This window comes from Thomasclavelia ramosa DSM 1402, from assembly GCF_014131695.1.
In the GTDB taxonomy this organism is placed as follows: Bacteria; Bacillota_I; Bacilli_A; order Erysipelotrichales; family Coprobacillaceae; genus Thomasclavelia; species Thomasclavelia ramosa.
The window spans coordinates 1,955,648-1,972,912 of the sequence record NZ_CP036346.1; the positions used below are offsets into that span (position 1 = coordinate 1,955,648).

General features: G+C 30.8%; 18 protein-coding genes and 1 tRNA gene. 2 read left to right on the forward strand and 17 right to left on the reverse strand.

The window, feature by feature from the left end:
- Window positions 1–4 precede the first annotated feature (4 nt).
- The 4 genes from tig to EYR00_RS09510 form a co-directional block, all read right to left on the reverse strand.
- On the reverse strand, window positions 5–1,285 hold the full coding sequence (tig, locus tag EYR00_RS09500; RefSeq protein ID WP_040434206.1) for a trigger factor: 1,281 nt from the start codon (window positions 1,283–1,285) through the stop codon (window positions 5–7).
- A 93-nt stretch (window positions 1,286–1,378) separates the two neighbouring features.
- Window positions 1,379–2,302, reverse strand: coding sequence for a hypothetical protein (locus EYR00_RS09505; protein ID WP_003536677.1), 924 nt, complete (start codon window positions 2,300–2,302; stop codon window positions 1,379–1,381).
- Window positions 2,303–2,339: 37 nt separating this feature from the next.
- On the reverse strand, window positions 2,340–2,471 hold the full coding sequence (locus tag EYR00_RS15885; protein WP_003536675.1) for a hypothetical protein: 132 nt from the start codon (window positions 2,469–2,471) through the stop codon (window positions 2,340–2,342).
- 24 nt (window positions 2,472–2,495) lie between these two features.
- Window positions 2,496–3,389 (reverse strand): LysR family transcriptional regulator, encoded by an 894-nt coding sequence (locus tag EYR00_RS09510; protein WP_003536672.1) that lies wholly within the window; start codon window positions 3,387–3,389, stop codon window positions 2,496–2,498.
- A gap of 109 nt (window positions 3,390–3,498) precedes the next feature.
- Here EYR00_RS09510 and EYR00_RS09515 point away from each other — a divergent pair, with 109 nt between their 5' ends.
- Window positions 3,499–4,503: a YeiH family protein gene (locus EYR00_RS09515; RefSeq protein WP_008791477.1), complete on the forward strand. Its 1,005-nt coding sequence runs from the start codon at window positions 3,499–3,501 to the stop codon at window positions 4,501–4,503.
- A gap of 51 nt (window positions 4,504–4,554) precedes the next feature.
- Here EYR00_RS09515 and EYR00_RS09520 read toward each other — a convergent pair whose 3' ends face one another.
- From EYR00_RS09520 to EYR00_RS09580, 13 genes are all read right to left on the reverse strand, one after another.
- Complete coding sequence (locus tag EYR00_RS09520; protein ID WP_003536669.1) at window positions 4,555–5,307, reverse strand: aminoglycoside phosphotransferase APH(3'); 753 nt, start codon at window positions 5,305–5,307, stop codon at window positions 4,555–4,557.
- Window positions 5,308–5,636: 329 nt separating this feature from the next.
- Entirely contained in the window at window positions 5,637–6,068 is a 432-nt protein-coding gene (locus EYR00_RS09525) for a GNAT family N-acetyltransferase (RefSeq protein ID WP_003536668.1), read from the reverse strand.
- A 68-nt stretch (window positions 6,069–6,136) separates the two neighbouring features.
- Window positions 6,137–6,745 carry a bis(5'-nucleosyl)-tetraphosphatase (symmetrical) YqeK gene (yqeK, locus tag EYR00_RS09530; RefSeq protein WP_009008993.1) on the reverse strand — a complete coding sequence of 203 codons (609 nt, stop codon included), beginning with the start codon at window positions 6,743–6,745 and terminating at the stop codon, window positions 6,137–6,139.
- A 34-nt stretch (window positions 6,746–6,779) separates the two neighbouring features.
- The gene (locus EYR00_RS09535) at window positions 6,780–7,349 is read right to left on the reverse strand and encodes a DUF305 domain-containing protein (protein ID WP_003536666.1); all 570 of its coding nucleotides are present in this window, start codon (window positions 7,347–7,349) and stop codon (window positions 6,780–6,782) included.
- Window positions 7,350–7,453: 104 nt separating this feature from the next.
- Window positions 7,454–7,530: transfer RNA gene (locus EYR00_RS09540), tRNA-Arg, on the reverse strand.
- 59 nt (window positions 7,531–7,589) lie between these two features.
- The gene (locus EYR00_RS09545; RefSeq protein WP_003536665.1) at window positions 7,590–8,057 is read right to left on the reverse strand and encodes a metallophosphoesterase family protein; all 468 of its coding nucleotides are present in this window, start codon (window positions 8,055–8,057) and stop codon (window positions 7,590–7,592) included.
- A gap of 46 nt (window positions 8,058–8,103) precedes the next feature.
- Window positions 8,104–9,021: a GerMN domain-containing protein gene (locus EYR00_RS09550; protein ID WP_003536664.1), complete on the reverse strand. Its 918-nt coding sequence runs from the start codon at window positions 9,019–9,021 to the stop codon at window positions 8,104–8,106.
- Window positions 9,022–9,145: 124 nt separating this feature from the next.
- Entirely contained in the window at window positions 9,146–9,931 is a 786-nt protein-coding gene (gene murI / locus EYR00_RS09555) for a glutamate racemase (RefSeq protein ID WP_003536663.1), read from the reverse strand.
- A 2-nt stretch (window positions 9,932–9,933) separates the two neighbouring features.
- Window positions 9,934–11,091, reverse strand: a complete 1,158-nt coding sequence (locus EYR00_RS09560) for a M15 family metallopeptidase (RefSeq protein WP_009008991.1) — start codon at window positions 11,089–11,091, stop codon at window positions 9,934–9,936.
- Between the two features lie 62 nt (window positions 11,092–11,153).
- Window positions 11,154–11,357: a helix-turn-helix domain-containing protein gene (locus EYR00_RS09565; protein WP_003536661.1), complete on the reverse strand. Its 204-nt coding sequence runs from the start codon at window positions 11,355–11,357 to the stop codon at window positions 11,154–11,156.
- A gap of 36 nt (window positions 11,358–11,393) precedes the next feature.
- A complete protein-coding gene (gene uvrC / locus EYR00_RS09570; RefSeq protein ID WP_003536660.1) occupies window positions 11,394–13,166 on the reverse strand; it encodes an excinuclease ABC subunit UvrC in 1,773 nt (590 codons plus the stop codon).
- Window positions 13,166–15,478 carry an endonuclease MutS2 gene (locus tag EYR00_RS09575; protein WP_003536659.1) on the reverse strand — a complete coding sequence of 771 codons (2,313 nt, stop codon included), beginning with the start codon at window positions 15,476–15,478 and terminating at the stop codon, window positions 13,166–13,168. The genes uvrC and EYR00_RS09575 overlap by 1 nt, the downstream gene beginning before the upstream one ends.
- Window position 15,479: 1 nt before the next feature.
- Window positions 15,480–16,301: a CvpA family protein gene (locus tag EYR00_RS09580; protein WP_003536657.1), complete on the reverse strand. Its 822-nt coding sequence runs from the start codon at window positions 16,299–16,301 to the stop codon at window positions 15,480–15,482.
- 107 nt (window positions 16,302–16,408) lie between these two features.
- Between EYR00_RS09580 and rnhC the strand changes: the two genes are divergently transcribed.
- On the forward strand, window positions 16,409–17,197 hold the full coding sequence (rnhC, locus tag EYR00_RS09585) for a ribonuclease HIII (RefSeq protein ID WP_008791471.1): 789 nt from the start codon (window positions 16,409–16,411) through the stop codon (window positions 17,195–17,197).
- The last annotated feature ends 68 nt before the right edge of the window (window positions 17,198–17,265 follow it).

Here is a 17,265-nt window from a genome sequence, read left to right on the forward strand (position 1 = left end):
TTCATTATTTTAAGTTGTCTTTTACTAAATCAACAGCTTTACGAGTTAACAAATCGTTTTCGATACGGCTCATATTTCCTTCGAAAATTTTCTTAACTTCGTCTAATTCTTTTTGATAATATTCAGCAATTGTTTTTAATTCTGTTTCTAATTCTTCATCACTAACTGCTAATTTTTCTTCTTCGATAATTGCTGCAAGAATAGCATTTAATTTTACTCTTTCTTCAGCTTGAGGTTTAATATCTTCTTTGATATCATCTTTTGATTTACCAGTAAATTGTTGGTAAACTTCAAAATTTAACCCTTGTCTTTGTAAATTTTGTTCAACTTCTTGTAACATTAATCCTTGTTCTTGTTCTAATAAAGCATCACTGTCTTCTACTTTAGAAGACGCTACGATTGCTTTATATAAATCATCCATGAATTTATTTTCATTTTCAGATTCTTTACGAGTTTTAATATTAGCTTTGATATGATCCTTCAATTGATCTAAAGTTTCAACACCATCAATATTTACATCTTTAGCTAATTCATCATCAATTTCTGGTAAATGTTTTTCTTTGATTTCATGTACAGTCACTTTGAAAGTAGCTTCTTTACCAGCCAAATCAGCTGCACCATAATCTTCTGGGAAAGTAACAACGATATCTTGTTCTTTATCTACAGTCATTCCAATCACTTGATCTTCAAATCCTGGAATAAATGAACCACTACCGATTTCTAATGGATAGTTTTCACCTTTTCCACCTTCAAAAGCAACACCGTCTACAAATCCTTCAAAATCAATTACTGCAGTATCACCTTTAGCAACTTTCCCACCTTCTTTTACTGTTAATTCAGCAAATTGAGTTTGATAGTTTGCTAATTGTTCTTCGATTTCTTTTTTAGTTACTGTAACGCGACCTTTTTTAACTTCTAATCCTTTATATTCACCAAGCTCAACTTGTGGTTTTACTGGTACTAAGATTTGAACTTCCAATTCATCAGCATCTACTTTTTGAACACTTAAAGCAGGTTGTGCTACTGGTTCAACATTTGCTTCAGTTAAAATTTCAACAAATTTTGTTTGTAAAATCATATCTGTTGCTTCTTCTAAAACACTAGCTTTAGAAACTCTTGCTCTTACCATAGCTGCAGGTGCTTTACCTGGTCTAAAACCATCGATTTTCACATTTTTAGCTAATTTATCAAGTGCTTTTTCTTGAGTAGCTTTCCATTCTTCACTATCAAATGCTACTGTTAGTTCTACGATTGCATTTTCTAATTTTTTATTATTGATTTTCATACTATTCTCCTTTTTTAGTTTCATCACGTATTATATACTAACAATACTATTAATTCAACTTTTTTGAACAATTAATCTTGCAATTTCAGTACTTTAATATTCAATTTCTTTAATTTCATTTAATTTTTCTAAAATTTCTTCTTTATCACAATTATAAAGGTACTCGATATCATCTAATTCAATGTCAATATACTGCATCGACGCAATATGATAATGAATTGCTGCAGCAATTGGACGATAATCATAATCATCGATATATTTAGGATAAACTAAATATAGATAGAAATTTAGAAACTGCTCACACAATGAATATAACGAAGGATTATCATCTTCAATTCCTTCAGATAAAAGATTTAAGATCGTTCCACCAACTTCTTGATTCAAAACTAATGGAGCATAACTTGGATTAATTCCATATTCAATCCCCTTTTTTACCAAGGTCATTTCTTCATCTATTTCTTGATCAATCATCAATTCAATGAGTAAACTCTTAGCGAAGCTAGGCTTATTTTCATCTTTCAAAAAATTACGAATAGCTGGTAATAGGCGCCGAATATTAATTCCTTCCATTTGTTCAATTGCCATATACAATAAATCCTCATTAGGCAAATCTTTCATCAAAATATTTTCCATATCATCCAAACTAAAAGCATTATTATGCCGTTCCATTCCCTCGTTTGCTTCACGTTTAGCTAACAGCAGTTCATCATGAGCAGCATTAAAGATTGCTTCATATTCATACGGAATATATGGCATTGATAATTCTTCTACCATGATATTGATTGCTTCTTCAAACTCCTCTAGTTCCTTTAAAGTAGCCACATAAATACTTACAACATCATAATAGGTATTACTTGCTTTCGCTTTTGCTAACATTCCTTCAGCTTTAGCCATTTGATATTCACCTAAACCATAAAGACAAACAAGACGCTGATACCGCGTCATTTCGTCATCCATATCATTCAATAGATCAAGTGCATCTTGAAATTGATTATTAGCTATATATTCTTCAATCATATTTTCTCCTTAAAAATGATGTATCTAGGATACATCACTATTCTTCTTCTAAATCAAATTCATAATCCAAGACATCTGTAGTTTCTTCTTGTTCTTGGAGACTTTCAATCACTTCATTATAAAGTTCTAACTTACTATCCTTTAAAAAATCATCATCTGTCAAAGGCATAATCATCACTCCTTACAAACGTAATTATAGCAATACTTTATCATTTTGCAATCGAAACACCTCAAATAATTCTTCGTAGTAGTCATTAAAAACACTATTTTTACGCCAGATAAAATTAATATCATGTTTTATTGTTAAAGCATTTACTTTGACTTGCTTCAATCTTCTTTCAGCTAATTCTTTTTCAACAGCTAATTTATAGATAAAAGTTATTCCATGATTATTTTTAACAAGACGTTTGATCATATTAATATTACCAATTTCAATAATATTACTAAAATCATCAATATCTAAATTCCGCTCTTTTAACCATCGTTCAATAATTTCTCGTGAACCTGAGCCATTTTCACGAATAATTAGATTATACTTAAATAATTCACTAATATCATGGACTATTGACAATGGAAAATCAATTGAACCAACACATATATATTCATCTTGACAAAATTTTCGATAATCATACTCTAATTTATTAAAGTATCCTTCAACTAAAGCAAAATCAAGTTGTCCTTCATTGATCATCTTTAATAACTCACTTGTATTTGCAACCTGCATCTTAATCATTGTGTTTTGATTTTCATTTAACAATTGATCAATCACTTTAGGCATCACATATTCCCCTACTGTAAGTGTTGCTCCAAAAACCAGCTCTTGTTTCAATGACAAATTATTTAATTTATTTTTCAAAAAAATATCATCATGCTTTAATGTTGTAGCTACATCAAACAAAATTTTTCCTGCTTTAGTTAATTGCATCTTTTTACCAATATACATAAATAACTTAACATCATAATATTCCTCTAAATAACGAATATGACCCGAAACAGCTGGCTGAGTAATATTTAAATACTGACTTGCTTTAGTAAAATTCATATATTTGCATACCGCCAAAAAAGTATCGATCCGAAAATCTAACATTAAATCACCTCATTATAACTATAACATATTATTATCGTTATATAAATATATATAATTTTTATTTATTGTTTGATTTATGTATAATAACTTCGACAAAGGGGGATTAGAAATGTCAAAAATAAAAAATAATGCTTTAGGAGTTATTCTATGTCTAGCTATTGCAATGCCAGCATACTATCTCGGTAAACAACTGCCATTGATTGGCGGTCCCGTATTTGCCATTTTAATGGGAATGATCATTACATTCTTAGTTAAAGATAAAAGCAAAGTTCAAAGTGGGATCACATATACTTCTAAAAAAATCTTACAATACGCCGTTATATTATTAGGATTTGGTATGAATTTAAGCGATATTGTAAAAACAGGAAGTTCATCTTTACCAATAATTATCTCAACGATTGCAACTTCTCTAGTCGTAGCCTATGTACTATGCAAAGTATTAAAAATGCCATCAAAGATTTCAACACTGATCGGGGTTGGTTCATCAATTTGTGGTGGTTCTGCAATCGCTGCAACCGCACCAGTTATCGAAGCTGACGATGAAGAAATCGCTCAAGCTATATCAGTAATCTTTTTATTCAATATTCTTGCCGCCTTAATTTTCCCAACTTTGGGCGGTATGCTAGGATTATCAAATGATGGTTTTGGACTTTTTGCTGGAAGTGCAGTCAATGATACATCCTCTGTTACCGCCACTGCAACTGCATGGGATGGTATTCATGGAAGTAATACCCTAGATCAAGCAACGATTGTTAAATTAACAAGAACACTAGCAATTATTCCAATTACCTTAGTATTAGCTTTTAAACGTACTCGCGATGCTGAAAAAAGTGAAAGTACTTTTAATCTCAAGAAAATTTTTCCTTTCTTTATCTTATTCTTTATCCTAGCTTCTGTTATTACAACAGTCTTCAACCTGCCTGGTAATATTACCGCACCAATTAAAGATCTTAGCAAATTTTTTATTGTTATGGCAATGGCAGCTATCGGATTAAATACAAATATTGTTAAACTTGTAAAAAGCGGTGCCAAACCAATTTTCATGGGATTTTGCTGTTGGGTGGCTATTACTGTGGTTTGTTTATCAATGCAAGCACTATTAGGTTTATTTTAAAATGACGAATATTCGTCATTTTTTATTTTTAAAACGCCAAGTTATTTACCTTTATCCATCTAGACAAGCAATATATGCGATTAATTTCAAACGCTCTGGATCAATTACTTCATTTCCATATGCTTCATAAAATAAATCACCATATTTATCATTACCTAGATTATAAGCAAGTGACCATCTTCCCCAAAACAAATCATAATGGCGATCACCTACTCCCGCACGTCCCATATCCAAAAAACCGCAAAAACGATAATCTTGGTCTAAAAAAATATTTGGCAAACAATAATCACCATGAATAACTGTATCTTCAACTAAAATATCCTTTTTAGCATTAATATAACTAAACACCTCGTCAAGTTCTAAGCAGCCAATACCTTGTGTCATTTGCTCATCTAAGTTGGCTTGTTGATAATTTAAAAATACACGTTTTAATATTTCTTCATTATGATTTATAGATATAGCTTCAGTAAATTTTGTATCATGGAACTTTCTTAACAGCTTTCCCAAAGTTACTGCTAATATCTCTGGATTAGAAATTAGTTTTGGGGCACAGCTGCACATACCTGACATTCTCTTAGTTAATAAATAATCTCGCTCACTACTGCTATATTCTAGCGCCGCTTGACTGTAATTATACTTACTAAAATATATTAATGCCCGATACTCTGCCTCTAATTCATGTTTTTTTCCAATTTTTAAATAATAATCTTGATAGCAGTAGGTTTTGGCACCAGATCTCCCACTTGTATCTAAAAATAGTTCGGGAGATTTTCTAAATAACTCTAGCAAACTCTTAATATCCATATAAAGATCACCTGCCTCTTTTAAAAATCATCTTTTTTTATTATTATATCAAGGTTATTAATTGTTTCAATTAATAAAAATAGAGTAACGTCATTAGTTGAATCCCTCTACTCATAACGTTAACTCTAAAATCTATTATTACGCTTTTATTTACTTTTAATGTCATCAATGATGATTCCATCTTCAATTGTAATGATGCGGTCTGCCTGATAATTCACTAATAAAAGCAGTTTTTTTATTTTTAATATCAAGCAATTCTAAAACCTCATCAATATTGTATTCCTTTGTCAAAGGTGAAATTCAAGAACAATTAGTACTTTATTCACAACTTATTCACATTTCTTAATAAAGCTATAACCTTTTTTATAATAATCATTTTTCTTATAAAATTCATGTGCTCGACGACGTTCAAGTCCGCTATTGACTGTGATGGCACTTACCTGTTTGCTCAGGGCGTATTGTTCACTATATGCAATTAAAGAACTTCCAATTTTTTGCCCTTGATATCTATGTTCTACTGCCAACGCAATAATTCTCATAATTTTCCCTTCAATTTCTAACCCCCAACCTAACATCAATCCAATTATCCCTACTACTCTGTAATCGATAATTGCAACATAAATTTGATAGTTTGTATCTTGAAGCATTTGATCAAGTCGCCAACAAAATTTATTAAATTCCAAGTTTTGGTATCCTAATTCATATTTAACTAATTGATACACGTCCTGATAATCAACTTCCTCTATTTTACGTATTAACATTTAATAATCTCCCTTCTTCCTACAGTTTAAACCCCCTTAAAATTTTAAGCAAACAAAAAGGCCACATGTTATTTACAATGTGACTTTTCTAACCATCGGTATGCCTCAATGATCCAACAATGAGGAAATAATAATAGATCGTGGTCAAACTGATATTTTATATACTGATAACAAGCTGCTTCTAAAGAATCATTTAATGCCATTTCAATATTCTTTTTAAACGGTGGTTCCCCAGGCTGATCCCAAGCTAGTTTATCAGCAATAAAAATAATCATATCTAATTTACTAGGATTAGATCTTAGTGTTGTATGTGATTCGATTGCCTTTAAAATTGATAAATTCCTAATTTGAAAATACTCATAAGCTATTAAAGCAGATATTTTTTGATGCAATAAAAATGGATATATCTTTTCTGCACTATCTAATTGCCATTGTAATTCATTAGCAATTTTCATCATATCTTGGGGAGTAATAACAGCACTAATATCATGTAATAAAGCTGCTAAAATACAGGCTCTAATATCTTCTTGATATTGCAAAGCTAATTTTTCTGCTGCCATAGCCACTCCAAGAACATGCTGATATGTTCTCTCCTTATTATTAAGCAAATAAAAATCTTTTATTTGTTCTTCAATAGTTTGATTCCTTAGTGGAGTTTGAATGTAATTTAAATCCATCATAGTTACCTTTCCATTTAATAGCCAATATTAATTAACAAGTTATATCTTCTAAAACTGTTTTTAATTGCCTTACTCCATTTGATTGAGACGTTATAATAGCTTGTAAAATTGTTTTTAATTCAGAACAAATTGGATATTCCAAAGTTGTTTTCGCCATTGCAATAGCACCTTCATGATGTGGAATCATTTCATTAATAAAATTTACATCAATGTCATTACTGCATGATGGCTCAGCCATTTTTGTGAACATAGTTCCTACGATAATATCAAGCCTATTTTGATAATCATACAACTGTTCTTGAGAATTTGTCTGATTTTGACAATCACATAAAATTCTCCGCATATTCTCAATACTTCTTGTTTGTTCTTTTATAATGTTAAAAGCAATATTTTGTAAAGCTTCATTCTTAGTGTATTTTAATAAATTACATGACATTAAAATTGCCGCACGATGATGCGGGATCATTTGAACCATAAAATTATAAGATATGCTGCACGACAATTCAACACTAGTCATTTTATTAATCATTTGATTTAAAATACAGTGATACTCATCTAAATAGGATTGAAGTTTTTGTTCATAACAATACAAATTTTCCATCTGCTCATCTCCTATTTATTTATATGCATCATGAGCATCAAATGTTCCTTTTATATAAAACAAAAAAAGCCCCAAACCATTGGTTTAGAGCCATTTTTAATCAATGGCGTCCACGAAGGGATTCGAACCCCTGACCGCACGCTTAGAAGGCGTGTGCTCTATCCAGCTGAGCTACGTAGACCTCTCTCTCTTGACTGCTCATATATAATAGCATATCTAAAAGAGATGTGCAAGCATTTTTTAACAAAATATTTGTTTAAATTTAACTTCTATTTTTCCCTGGTCAACTAGAATAATACAATAAGATTTTCCACTCCCACGACGAGGCAAAGTGGTTGAACCAGGATTAATTAAATAAAAACCCGTCACCTCATCACATTGAGGAACATGGGTATGTCCTGATAATAATACATCACAACCATGTCTCAGCAAATCATCTACCATCGCTTCTTCACGTTTATAATATCCATAACGATGCCCATGAGTAACTAAAAATCTTACTCCTTCAACTTCAAAAACAACTTCATCATCAAAAGGAGCCATCCAATCGTTGTTTCCACGAACACATATCCAGCCTTTTAACTGCTCTTCACGTGCTTCACTATCACCACAATGAACATAGTAATCGCCATCAGGTTCTAAACGTTGTACTTCATCGATCATCTTATGATAACCATGGCTATCGGACATTACTACTACTTTCTTCATATTTATCACCTGACATTATTATACACAATTAAGGTTCAAAGTTAAATTACATTTTAATTCGGTTGTCTACTTCACCATTTACATCTTGAACTGGGTCTATCTCTTGATTATCTACAAATAATGAAACTTTTTTAACATTTTCTAAATGACTAGCTGATTTAACGATTCGATTATACAAAGTATTATCAATCGATTCATTATCATTTAAAATATTAGCAGCTAAATGAATTGATAGTGTTCCATCTTGTAACGAACATTGATCAACTAATGATAATGGTTTATCATAATCCATTTCATTTAACATGATTGATACTTTTGTATCAATATCATTTTCATTTGTTTCAATTCGTTTAGTTACAGGAACATAATATTCTTTGTTATTGATAGTCTCTGTATTATAAACAACAACTGGTGTTGTTTTATAAATATAATTAGTGCTTGCTTCAAAATTATTGATACCCAACTGATTTGTAATACAGCTTGCTGGTACTGTACTATTCGGTAAAGTACTAATATCATTACCATCAATTTTTAAATTTACTTTTTCAATATCTCCGTTACAAAAAACATAAGAAAACATTTCAAAAATGTCAAGTGCTTCCTGATTACTGTTAACATACAAATTATCACTTAAATCAAAGGTTAATGATTTATCATTAATTGCCATGGCATTCACTTGCAGGTTCGAATCTAAGATAGGATGTAAACCTAAATACTCGTAATCATTAGATTTCATTACCTCAATCATATTACGATATTTTGTATCATCTTCAACTTCAGCACCAAAATCTACTTCAATTGGAACTAATGTGTTTTTATCGTCTCTAAATACAACTGTTTGATAATTTGCTGTCATCGTAGCAGTATTCTTTTTTTCATTCCTATTATTATCTTGTTTAATACAGAAAAAGCATACCATCAAACAAGCACAAATGATAATACCATTACGTAGTTTTCTTTTCATCCAATCACCTCAATATAATAATATGAAGTGATCCTCTTAAAAGACCAAATAAATATTATATATTTCTTATTTAATAAAAATACTTTCATCAAAAAAATTAGTCGGATTATAAAATCACGACTAACTATTTTATAATAATATGTTCAACAACCAAATCTGTATAATCAAAAAAACCTGTTGATGATTTTAAAAATTCATCAACTCTACCTGTTGTATAAATCTTAATAAATTTATTTTTATTAAGATTTAATAGATTATTTTTAATTAAAACATCTCGAACATTTTTACAAACAGCATCACTGCTGGAAATATATTCAATATCTGGTAAAATATCTTTTATTTGATTCTCTAAAATGGGATAGTGCGTACAACCTAAAATAATTGATTTAATCTTTCCTGCATAAGAATCCAAATACTCATGCAATACATCATAAATATCTTTTTTATCCATTCCAGCCTCCACTAAAGGAACTAACTTAGGTGTTGGCAACGTAAACACCTCAATTCCAGTCTGATAACAATCAATCGTATCTGGATACTTATGAGAATTAATCGTCGCTGCTGTTGCTATAACAAGAGTATTATCGACTCCGCGACTGATAAAATCTTCCACTGTTGCATCAATCACTCCAATGATCAAGACTTCCTTATAAACAGCTTGCAGTTCATTTAAGACCGTAGCACTAGTAGTATTACATGCCAAGACAATCAATTTGACATTTTCTTTAATAAAATACTCAACTATTTCACTTGCATAACTAAATAGTTGTTCTCGTGTTTTTTCACCATAAGGGCAATGATAATTATCACCAATATAAATAATATTTTCATTAGGCAGCAGGGTCCTGATAGAATTCAAGACCGTTAGACCGCCTACACCGGAATCAAATACCCCAATCGCTCTTTCCATAGTTACTCCTCGTTTGCGTTATATTCTTCTAAAGCTAAATTTTGAACATGTAATTTAGAAGCAATTTCTTTACCTACATACCTAAATGTTGTAGAGCTATATTCATGATTTGTCACATCAACTTTATCACTTGGATACCGCAGTATAAAACCATATTCATGGCAATGATTGATCAACCACTTATATATGTCAGTTTGATCAAAATCAGCAATACTTATTTCCCTTTTTTGAAGATTTATAGTGGTCCCAAGCTGATATTCGTTATAGCCCGGTAAGATCCCGCTACTACCTAAAGATGCCACATCATAGCTGATATAAGCCGCTGTTAAAACCATATCATTATATCCCTCATCATTAAGTGCCCGATACATCTCCATTAAACTATTATTTGCATCTTCTTGAAGATACATAGAATATTTGACTCGAGGTATTCCTCGTATCTCAACCTGATTTTTCGGTTCATAACCACCTATATATGTCTCGTTATTGACAACCAAAGCTAAATCACTTGGGTTATAAATTCGTTTGGCATTAGGCTGCAAATCATGATTAAAGAGCGATGCTAATGAACCCTTAGTAAAATTATTACTCAGCAATTTAACATTATCATATAATTTTTTACCTTCTAAACCATCAAACTCTTTCATAATTGATAAATAAGTATTAGTATCTGCAATGTATGTATAATCACCCTCATCATAAAGTGACCGTAACAATTGGTAATAATCAATATTATCGAAAGAAAAACCTTCTTGATTAATATAAGCATTGACTAAATCATTTTTTATTAGTGTATTGCATCTTGATAGTGCATTACTAGCAAAAGAAACTTCCAATTTACTTGCCAGCTGATTACCAACATTGATCAAATCACTATAGTTTGAATATTTATTTGTTCTATTTAACGCATTATAAAATTCATAATACTGTAATTTAAACTCCGGAAATTCTATATATTTAATAAACTGATCGACTGCAATCGCATTTTCCACTAAGTAATCTTGTTCTTCATCATCTAAATACATCTCTATTAAAGCGCGATTATCATTATTAATTCCATTAACCCGATAAAAGCGATCATACTTGCGGTTTATTGAAATAAAAGCAATCGTAAAACAAAGTGTTACAATTAAATATAAATGCCATCTTTTCAATTTCATAATATCACCTTGTTCCATTATATACCAACTAGTATTAAAAAACCATAATAAAAGGAACTAGATTATAGTTCTAATTCCTTAAATTTAATCAATTCAAAAACTGCTTGAATCCTTGAATCGACACCTAATTTTTGAATCACATTAGAAATATGATTACGAACTGTTTTTTCACTAATTCCTAACGTTTTAGCAATATCTCTCGTTGACTGATTCTTAATTAAAAGATTAAAAATTTCCTTTTCTCTAGGAGTCAGGATTATATTCATCTTTACGTTCACCTCATACTCTAATATATGAGAAAACTACTTTTCGGTGTCTGCTTTTAATACATTAAATAGATTTAATGCTACCTCATGTGGTAAAACACGTTCTAACTGTTCCAGTTGTGCTTCTTTTAGTTGTTTTACACTGCCAAACTCTTTAAGTAACATTTTTCTTCGCTTTGGTCCAATTCCTTCTACACTATCTAAAATAGATTGAAATAAAGATTTAGAACGAACATTTTTATGGAAACTGATTGCATAGCGATGAACTTCATCCTGCATTCTTGTCAGTAAGAAAAATAACTCACTTTTTCGATTTATTTCTACCACTTCACCACTACTATCTAACAAGACTGAAGTTGAATGTCTATCATCCTTTGCCAGACCACAGACCATAATATTAAGATTTAACGCATCAATGACTTCTTTTGCCACTTTAATTTGCCCTTTACCACCATCGACGATAATTAAATCCGGCTTTTCCAGCCCTTCCATTAAAACACGATAATAACGCCGATAAATTACCTCTTTCATACTGGCATAATCATCCGGTCCTTCAACTGTCTTGATCTTAAATTTACGATAATCTTTTTTTGATGGTGTTCCATCTTTAAAACAAACCATCCCTGCAACCGCATAAGCCCCCTGGATATTTGAGTTGTCAAATAATTCAATTCTTCGAGGCAATTGAATATTTAATATTTCTCCCAGCTGCTTGATTGCTCCAATTGTAGAAGCTTCATTTTTTTGAATCAATAAAAACTTCTTTTCTAGTTGTTCTTTAGCATTTTCATTTGCCATTGCTACTAAATTTGCTTTATTTCCTTTTTGGGGTTTGATAATTTTACAATTTACAATTTCTTTTAATAATTCAATATCTAGTTCTTGGGGCACCAGCAACTCTTTAGGCTCAGTATTTTCTTGATAAAACTGTACTAAAAATGAGATAATTTGTTCTTGATAGTCATCCTGTGCAGGAACTAGATTTAAATCACGAGCTAATAACTTTCCATTTCGCATAAAGAATAACTGCAAGCATAAATATCCTTTGTCACTATAATAACCTACAATATCACGATCAACTAAATCATTAAATTGCACATGTTGCTTACTTGTCACATGCTGAATATGAGTGATTAAATCACGGCATTCTTTAGCCAATTCATAATTTTGTACCTCACTGGCACTCATCATTTTATTTTGTAAATCATTAATGATTTCTTTCGTATCCCCTTGAATAAACTTCGTAATACTTGATGTCATTTCCTTATAAACTTCATCACTGACCTCTTGAATACATGGTGCAACACATTGATTCAAGGAATAATATAAACATGGTTTTTTAGGAATATGATTACATTTTCTCAATGGATAGAGCCGATTTAACAATTTAAATGTTTCACGAGCCGCTGTACCATCAGGAAACGGACCAAAATGTTTATGTTTTTTATCTTGAGCATTGCGAACAATTTTTAAACGTGGATGCTTTTCTTTAGTCAATTGTATATATGGATAATATTTATTGTCCATAAAAGAGATATTGTATTTAGGACTATAGTCTTTGATTAAATTTATCTCTAATAATAATGCCTCTTTTTCTGAATCCGTAACAATATAATCAAAATCAACAATTTCTTGAACTAACTTTGTTGTTTTATAATTATGTGCTCCAACAAAATATGAAGAAACACGATTTTTTAATTTTTTCGCTTTACCAACATATATAACTGTATTATCTTTATCTTTCATTAAATAACAGCCTGGCTGTAACGGTAAAAGCGAAAGTTTATCTTTAATCATCTGACGATTCATTATTCAAAATATACAAGGGTTGCCCCAAGTCCTCCTTCATTAGGCCCACCATCCCGGTAGCTAACAATATTCTTGTTTTTATCTAACATTTTACGAACTCCATTTCGTAATACTCCGGTTCCCATTCCATGAATAATCCGAACCATTGTATAATTATTAACAATTGCATCATCTAAAAATTTGTCAACGATTGCCATTGCTTCTTCATAACGTTTACCTATAATATTCAACTCATAGCTTTGATTTGTTGTTTTTCGCAAAGATTTTAGATTTGATTTAACTTTTTTAGGCTTCACTTTCTTAGAAATAAAGCTAACTTCCTCGGGCTTTGCATTTAATTTTAATCCACTCATATTAATAGTTAAAATTCCCTTTTTATTAATTGAAAGAATTTCCCCCTGACGATTAGCTGATAATACTTTGACTACGTCACCAACTTGATATTCATGGACTTCTTCATTAATAACTTTTTTTGGTTCATGTTTTAATAAATCAAGATTTCTCTTAGCATCAATGACAACATGTTGTTTTAAAACAGCTTGTTGTTTTAAATCTTCTACCACTAAATCAATTTCCTGCTTCGATTCCTCAAGTAGTTTATTAGCTTCCGCTTTTGCCTTTTCCATCATTTCATCTTTATGTTTTTCAAAACTGCTAATTAAGCGTTCATATTTATTCATCTTAACTTCTGTTTCGTTTGTTAAAGCTTCTAAACGATCTTTTTCAATTTGAACCTGAGCTAGTTCATTTTGCAGTTTTTCTAATAATTTATCTGTATCTGTCAGACTTTCTTCTTTGATTTGATAAGCCATATCAACAATTTCTTGATTAAGACCTAATCGCGATGAAATTTCGATCGCATAAGAATTCCCAACACTGCCCTCAATCAAGCGATAAGTTGGCTGCATCAGTTCTTGATCAAATTCTACTGCTGCTACTAAAATATAATCTTCATTTTTAGCAAATTCTTTTAAGCCTGAATAATGGGTTGAAGCTACAATCAAGGGATTGATTTGATGTAAATATCTTAAGATTGCTTCAGCAATACTTTGTCCTTCACGCGGATCTGTTCCAGAACCAATTTCATCTAGTAAAACTAATGATTTTTCAGTTACTTCATTTGTTATTTCAACTAATCTTTTCATATGGCTAGAAAAAGTTGACAATGATTGTTCAATTGATTGTTCATCACCGAGATCAACACAAATTTGATCAAACATTGGAACCGTTGCTTTAGTACAAGGCAAAGCCATAGCACACAGTGCCATCACACTTAATAACCCAGCCGTTTTTAAAACAACTGTTTTCCCTCCTGTATTCGATCCACTAATCAATAACATTCTCTTTGGTGCATTTAACACTATATCATTAGCTACAACATCATGTGGCTCAATTAAAGGATGTCTCGCTCTAATCAAGCTAAAATGCTGGTAGTCTTCAGCCACTTCTGGAACTATTCCATCTATTTTGACTCCATAAGCAGCCTTTGCGAAAATAACATCAATATCAATCATTAGTTCTTGGTCTTCATGTAGAACATCATAATGGTCTTTTACATTATTCGAAAGTACGGTTAAGATTCGATTTACTTCACGTCGTTCATCATCTTTAGCATGAACTAGCTGATTATTCATTTGAACAATTATATCAGGTTCAATAAACATTGTTTGTCCGCTTGATGAAACTGCATGGACAATTCCTTTAATTAAATTTTTATTGCCGGCTTTGACAGGCAAAACCAGATGATTATTTCTTGAAGAAATAGCTTCTTGACTTAAATAATCTTTATTAGCAACTTTTACTTGATCAATTTTTGTTCTAATATTAGATTCAATTGATAAAATTTGGCGTCTAATTCGTCTTAATTCCGAACTAGCACCATCTAAAACATTTCCACTACTATCAATACAGCGATTAATATCAGCTAATAATTGTTTAGGTAAAACTAGCGCATTGCATAATTGCAACAGCTCATTGTCTACCAATTCTTTTTCGCTCAAATAGCTTTGTACTTCTTTGACATTATTCAACAAATAAACAATTTGGACAAAATCTTCACCGAATAAAGTACCATCTTTTGTTGTTTTTAATAATAACGGTTCAATATCAATAAAATGACCGATTGGCATTTTCCCGTATTTAAAAATCAGTTTCATTGCTTGATCTAAATATTTTTGTTCCAGCTTCAAATCATCAGTATCTTTTAACGGCATTAACTCAGCTATCCTTGTTTTCCCTAATGAACTAACACAATAAGTACTGATTTTATTTTTAATTTGATTAAATTCTAATGTATCATATATATTTTTCATTCTATTCACTCACTATTATCTTATTTAAAATTTTTGTTTGATCAAATTTAGCTGAATCTAATTTTGATAATACATCAACAACCTCATTATATTGATCTTGATTTAACGAAATAGGCTCATTAACCCGATCGATTTCATCATAATATTTTATTAACGCTGATTCAAGGTCTTCCTGATTAATTAAACCATGTTTATAAGCACTGTTCAATGAAGCAGCAAGCGCAGCAACGTTTCGGGCATCAAAACTATCATAATTTATCCCATCATTAATAATATTAGTAAAAACATCAAACCCGTCTGATAATGCTTTCATTTCTTCAGTAACTGAAGGTACAAGCTCTAAAATTTTGCTTGCTACAACTGTTTTCTCAACATTCTCTTTTCCTCCTGGAATAATTGGTGTAATTACAAAAATTAAAGCTAAATAAATAATGATCGTTCCTTCAATTAAGCTAACTAACGCTCCTAAAAGATGATCAAGATGCTCAAAAATACTAATTGTATAGATTATATTTTTTAATATTGGTTTAATAAATTTACCAATAATTAATAAAATAACTTTTAAAGCAATAAATAAAATAATAAATATAATAAATCGATTTATTGTCTTACCAACAATTTCCCCAATCCCTTCAACTTTATATATTTGATATATTGCTGAAAGCGGTGAAGAAGCATATAGTGCTGCAAGCAACGATACTACTGTTGCCATCAAATCATATACTCGATATACAAAACCTTTAAAATAGCCAAAAATCAACATTAGCAATAGAATAAAAACAATAACTGTGTCGATTGCCATGGAATTTAGTGCAAAATTCATTAAAACACCTCAATTTCTTTTAATATACATTGTATCAAAACAAATTTGTACTGTCAAAAAGATTAGAAATATGATATACTAATTTAGTAGGACTAGGAGGACAAGTAATGAACATGAATGTAGTTAGAAATAATAGTTCAAAAAGAATCAACATTATTAATATGCATGCTTACGATAAACTTGTAGCTTTTAGCGACTCTAGTATGGCCGACAGTAGCAGTGCCTTAAACGACGCTAGTAAATATACTAATATTAGTCATATTGGATGTGACGAGACTGGATCTGGAGATTTCTTTGGACCATTATGCGTTGTTGCCTGTTATGTAGATGAGCGCGATTTTGACTGGTTAGTCAGTATCGGTGTTCGCGACCCTAAAGACATGGACAACAAAGAACTTGTTCGGGTTGCTAAAGAGATTAAAGATCGTCTTATATATAGCTTATTAATCCTTGATAACTCTCATTATAATGCAATGGCCAAAGCTGGAAATAACCTAGCTAATATTAAGGCAAAACTTTATAACCAAGCTGTTACTAATGTAATGCAAAAAGTAAGTATGCCAATTAAAAACAAACTAGTCAATCAGTTTGTTTCTCCCAAAACGTATTATAACTATTTAAAAAGTGAAGTGATCGTTGTTAAAGATCTAACCTTTGTCCAAAAAGGCGAAGAAAAATATTTAGCAATTATATGTTCAATGATTTTATCAAAATATGCATATTTACAATATTTTAGTAACATGTCACGAAGTCTTAAAATGAAGTTACCGCGCGGGAATAGTAATAGCGTTGATGCCATTGCTATTGAAGTAGCTAACAAATATGGCGCTAAGATGCTTAATAAAGTTACCAAAACAAACATGACTAACTTTAAACGCATTAAAGATTTGATCTAGGATAACATGGTTATCCTTTTTTATTATTCATTTTTTTAAAATAAATATACAAAAAGGTTGTCAAAACG

Bases quoted from the DNA above. Each gene is read 5' to 3' on its own strand.
- uvrC (WP_003536660.1), bottom strand. From the start codon at position 13,166: ATGAATCGTCAGATGATTAAAGATAAACTTTCGCTTTTACCGTTACAG.
- EYR00_RS09535 (WP_003536666.1), bottom strand. From the start codon at position 7,349: ATGGAAAATTTGTATTGTTATGAACAAAAACTTCAATCCTATTTAGAT.
- EYR00_RS09505 (WP_003536677.1), bottom strand. From the start codon at position 2,302: ATGATTGAAGAATATATAGCTAATAATCAATTTCAAGATGCACTTGAT.
- EYR00_RS09580 (WP_003536657.1), bottom strand. From the start codon at position 16,301: ATGAATTTTGCACTAAATTCCATGGCAATCGACACAGTTATTGTTTTT.
- rnhC (WP_008791471.1), top strand. From the start codon at position 16,409: ATGAACATGAATGTAGTTAGAAATAATAGTTCAAAAAGAATCAACATT.
- EYR00_RS09545 (WP_003536665.1), bottom strand. From the start codon at position 8,057: ATGAAGAAAGTAGTAGTAATGTCCGATAGCCATGGTTATCATAAGATG.
- tig (WP_040434206.1), bottom strand. From the start codon at position 1,285: ATGAAAATCAATAATAAAAAATTAGAAAATGCAATCGTAGAACTAACA.
- yqeK (WP_009008993.1), bottom strand. From the start codon at position 6,745: ATGGATTTAAATTACATTCAAACTCCACTAAGGAATCAAACTATTGAA.
- murI (WP_003536663.1), bottom strand. From the start codon at position 9,931: ATGGAAAGAGCGATTGGGGTATTTGATTCCGGTGTAGGCGGTCTAACG.
- EYR00_RS15885 (WP_003536675.1), bottom strand. From the start codon at position 2,471: ATGCCTTTGACAGATGATGATTTTTTAAAGGATAGTAAGTTAGAACTT.
- EYR00_RS09515 (WP_008791477.1), top strand. From the start codon at position 3,499: ATGTCAAAAATAAAAAATAATGCTTTAGGAGTTATTCTATGTCTAGCT.
- EYR00_RS09560 (WP_009008991.1), bottom strand. From the start codon at position 11,091: ATGAAATTGAAAAGATGGCATTTATATTTAATTGTAACACTTTGTTTT.
- EYR00_RS09565 (WP_003536661.1), bottom strand. From the start codon at position 11,357: ATGAATATAATCCTGACTCCTAGAGAAAAGGAAATTTTTAATCTTTTA.
- EYR00_RS09510 (WP_003536672.1), bottom strand. From the start codon at position 3,389: ATGTTAGATTTTCGGATCGATACTTTTTTGGCGGTATGCAAATATATG.
- EYR00_RS09550 (WP_003536664.1), bottom strand. From the start codon at position 9,021: ATGAAAAGAAAACTACGTAATGGTATTATCATTTGTGCTTGTTTGATG.
- EYR00_RS09525 (WP_003536668.1), bottom strand. From the start codon at position 6,068: ATGTTAATACGTAAAATAGAGGAAGTTGATTATCAGGACGTGTATCAA.
- EYR00_RS09575 (WP_003536659.1), bottom strand. From the start codon at position 15,478: ATGAAAAATATATATGATACATTAGAATTTAATCAAATTAAAAATAAA.
- EYR00_RS09520 (WP_003536669.1), bottom strand. From the start codon at position 5,307: ATGGATATTAAGAGTTTGCTAGAGTTATTTAGAAAATCTCCCGAACTA.